Source organism: Erysipelatoclostridium sp. DFI.2.3 (assembly GCF_019132535.1).
Classification (GTDB): Bacteria; Bacillota_I; Bacilli_A; order Erysipelotrichales; family Erysipelotrichaceae; genus Clostridium_AQ; species Clostridium_AQ innocuum.
This window is the reverse complement of record NZ_JAHOOJ010000049.1, coordinates 1-3,896: the sequence shown is the minus strand read 5'-3', so window position 1 is coordinate 3,896 and position 3,896 is coordinate 1. Positions and strand designations below refer to the sequence as shown.

The 3,896-nt window shown below is 39.9% G+C and carries 4 protein-coding genes; all 4 read right to left on the bottom strand.

Annotated features, from left to right (window positions below; all coding sequences use genetic code 11):
• Positions 1-128 precede the first annotated feature (128 nt).
• The 4 genes from KSZ58_RS22290 to KSZ58_RS22275 are packed head-to-tail and all read right to left on the bottom strand — an operon-like array spanning position 129 to position 3,676.
• Entirely contained in the window at positions 129-755 is a 627-nt protein-coding gene (locus KSZ58_RS22290) for a hypothetical protein (protein ID WP_009270712.1), read from the bottom strand.
• Between the two features lie 17 nt (positions 756-772).
• Positions 773-1,414 carry a hypothetical protein gene (locus KSZ58_RS22285; protein WP_008728357.1) on the bottom strand — a complete coding sequence of 214 codons (642 nt, stop codon included), beginning with the start codon at positions 1,412-1,414 and terminating at the stop codon, positions 773-775.
• An 11-nt stretch (positions 1,415-1,425) separates the two neighbouring features.
• Complete coding sequence (locus KSZ58_RS22280; RefSeq protein ID WP_009270713.1) at positions 1,426-3,126, bottom strand: phage tail spike protein; 1,701 nt, start codon at positions 3,124-3,126, stop codon at positions 1,426-1,428.
• A 10-nt stretch (positions 3,127-3,136) separates the two neighbouring features.
• Complete coding sequence (locus tag KSZ58_RS22275) at positions 3,137-3,676, bottom strand: hypothetical protein (protein ID WP_217752951.1); 540 nt, start codon at positions 3,674-3,676, stop codon at positions 3,137-3,139.
• Positions 3,677-3,896 lie beyond the last annotated feature (220 nt).

The following is a 3,896-nucleotide window of genomic DNA, read 5'->3' as shown; positions in this document are numbered from 1 at the left end:
TTTAGTGATCTATCAGCAATGAAAGCAAGTTTCACATGATTATCTCCGACATTGAATCCGTCTGTGATCAGCTGATATCTACTGCCATTTTTCAGTTTAATAAATTCCATATCTTAATGCTCCTTTCGTTAGATAGTAGATTTTCCTGTTATATATGTAAGGTGTATGTTGACGCCAACATCCTTTACTATTTTTTCAAGAGGGGAAAACAAAATAGTTCCATCCTGTTTAATATTTATCTTTGCGATAATTTTTGTACTACCTACGATTTCATAGAAATTTAGATCTACTGTCGGGCGAAAAGCTTCCGGAATCATCGACGGCGTAGCTATCGTAGTCTCTCCGTTCGCTGCCAATTCCTTTTGCATATAACCAGCACACTTTAAATAAATAACTTTCCCACTTCTATACATATTGGCCGGAGGAAGATATACCGAATTAGTTAATTGAACAGTGTTTCCGTTTAATTCTGTTTTTATATCATCGAATTTCTTTTTACAATATCCGGCACTAGGTACTTTTGCATTGGATGTTGAATCCGTCGTAACGATATCGCTAGGTGTTAATGGGACAGGTATTGCATAAGGTAAACTATTCCAAGGTGTTACTCCATCCCCCATTTTCATTTTAACGATTCCCTTTCCAACACCTGCATTCGGTATTTCATAACCGATTTCGCGTTCTTTCAAAACCATATTTGATTGTTCCCATTGTGCCTTTGTTCCAGCACGTGGTCTTATTGTATAAAATGGCATTTCTCATTCTCCTCTCTTTAAATCGGATATCCACCGTTTACATCAATGTCTTCTTCGCTCGCTTGTGTGAACGGGTCACCGCCGTCCATATCGAATGTTTCAAGCTGCAGTGCTGATATAGCATCATAACATTGTGCTACCGCATTTTTTACATCCTTTTGAGATTCGTTAGTTTGGTCTATCAAATCATCTAATTTCTCTTTGCTTTTTTCAAAATAAGGATCAACAGTACTCGTATACCATGATTTCATAGCACTTAATACTTCTCTTTGCCAATATTCTTCCGGTGGAGAAACTGCAGCTTTGATTTTGTTGGATACATCTACTTGTAGAGCTAATCTGTTAGATGTGATAACGATTTTATTTTCGTCAATCGCTGCCAAAGACAAATATACATCGCCTTCGTTTTCAAACACCCCATCAGGCAACAAAATGTATGTCCCATCATCTTTTTCCTGTAGAGGACATACGATCGGCATATCTGATTTCCAACTAGTACAGTAACCAGATAACACCATTCCCTTAAATGGATTTGTTTCCGATGTGTCTTTAATAAGCTTAATAAAAAGATTGGCCGAGTGCTGATAACCTACAAGACTGTTTCCGTCAAGCATTATCTCTCTACCAATCTGTTTAATTTGTGTTACTACTATATCCATTCAATCACCTCCTATCCACGTACCTTGTCATTTACATATCTCATGGCATCTGTAGAAATACCCATCAAACTGATATACCTGTCCCTTGATGTGCCATTTCCCATATCTATATGTACTTTTACAAACTTTGCAGGGTCATACGGCGATATTACATAATCATATCGCCACGTATGGGAATGCAATCCAGAAATAACATTTTTCATAATAACGTAATCAGCGGAAGTAATCGTCCCACTTCGATCTATGTCTAAATAATCATATTCTGCATCAGTCAAAGTGATTTGACCAAGAATGAACTGTTTTATTTTTTCAGTATCTGCAGAGGTATAATTGGGTATGTTTGCAGTATAAGAAGCAGTCAGTCCTTCTGAATTTAAAGACCATCCACCGATATGACCTGATTGTGATTCTATCGAGCCATTCATAACCAGCTTTTTAGAATTCTGATCCACATAGAGTACAAGGCTGTTGTTACCATCGTATACCTTGATTCCACCATTCTTTATTGTCAGACCAAGGATATCTATAATCACCTGCATAGTCTGCATGGAGTTACCGTTGTTTATCGCCTTCGATATAAGCGCAACGATCTGGTCTTCCTGCAATTTCAACTGAGCTTCTCCTAGCCCTTTTGCAATCAACTCAATGCTTTCAGAATTGTTCCGGATAGTCGTTTCTTTCTTATATCCATCCTGCGTAAGTTCGGTCACGTTTTCCTGCATCTGGTTTATCATATCCGTTATTTTACGAGGTTCATTAGACAGTGTAATCGTATTGTTCGACCTTTCTTCATCCAGTAGGTACTTTCGGATTTTTACGATACGGTGTGGTACATCGATGCCTCTGACAGGATCAATGATACAATGCGCTGTCTCTCGAATTTTCACCTTCAAGTCTTTGTACTTATCATCTACCGCGGCAAGGTCTATCATATTGATTGTGTATGATCCAACCGGTGCTGCCAACTCCTGCAGCTTCTTCCTTCCGTCCGCCAGAAGGCTTTCCTTGTTCGTGTATCGCCCATCTATCCATGAGGTCACTATCGGCTTGCCTTTGTAGCCCTGCAGGTCGATATACGGCTTCCCGTCGTTTATATCGGAAAATGTCAAATCATCAGCACCGTAGCAGTAAAGCCTTGTGACAAGCCCTGTGCTACTTTCCTTATATGTGTGGTCCTTCATGTTTAACTCTGGAGTTACATACAATCCGGTGTCTATAGAAGCGTATGGATCTATCACAGTAACGACCTTGCTCAAACAATCAAAATCATACTGCACATCATATACCACCTTGCAGCGCATCAGTACATCGTACCCGTTGCATTTTTCCTTATCCGGTGTGCGTCTGATCGTTCTGACCTCTTCGCCGGTTACCGTCCACCCTGAAGGCTTGATATAATTCAATACATCGCCTATGTTTTTTGTCTGCAGTGCAGCAATATCTGCTGTTTTCAGATAATACGATGCCTTCCAATCATCCATATCCAGTTCGCAGGTAATCGTGGCCTGCGTGATCAGCTTGTTTACACCCTTGATAAGATAGAGGTTATCCTCTGTCCTTACTTCTGCCTCGGTCTTTAAATACGTAAATAACTCTGAATCTGGCGGAACATCAAAAGAGAGCGTTTCTTCGCCCTCTTCGTCCTTTTCTACATATGCGTTCGTGGCTACTGTGATAGGCAGCCATCCGTCTTGTGTCTTGACACTTAACATATGTCACCTCCTATAGATATACTGGGCTGTAATACATCACCACATCAGCGTTTGTGTTACTCACCGTGATGATGTGGTCGCCCGGTCCCAAACTGGGAAACTTGGTAAACATTGCATCAGAATATTTGTTTTTACCATCTTCTGTTATGAGCATACTCTCACCATCCAGGATTATCTTCTTAGCGGTATGGATATTACGTATCGTATATCCTCCTACTGTGATCTCTCCATTGTAATGGGGGGTTATCTCATAGCGGATACCGGCTTTATACGCTCCTTTAATCGTTATCATATTATCGGTACGTGTTAGATTAAAGCACCGCTCTGAACCTTTCTTTATGACGGATAAAGGGTATGTTATCTCGTAATTACAAGCACCCAAGTGTTTTACTTCTGGTTGGCCAGATAAAATGCAATCGTATCGGTAACCATCTTCTATGTCAATCATAGAGCGTTGTCTCAATTCCTGCAAGAAACGCCCTGGGTTGTCATCGTTATCAAACACAATAACAAGATTCATTGGTTTTGGTTCGATTGATTCAGAAATCATCGTATGCCGGTAGTCTGTAGATTTTATGGTTCGTGAAAGAGAAGGAGGCATATATGTGAATGAAACAAATATACCGCCGTACATTTCCAGTCGTGGGAATATAGCAAAAGATGTGTAAATAGTAAAAAGCGGGTAAGAATGTAGATACGAAACATACTTACAGGAGGAAAAATACTATGAACACATCTTTTATTTCGACAAAGCAGATCAAGGACCTTGT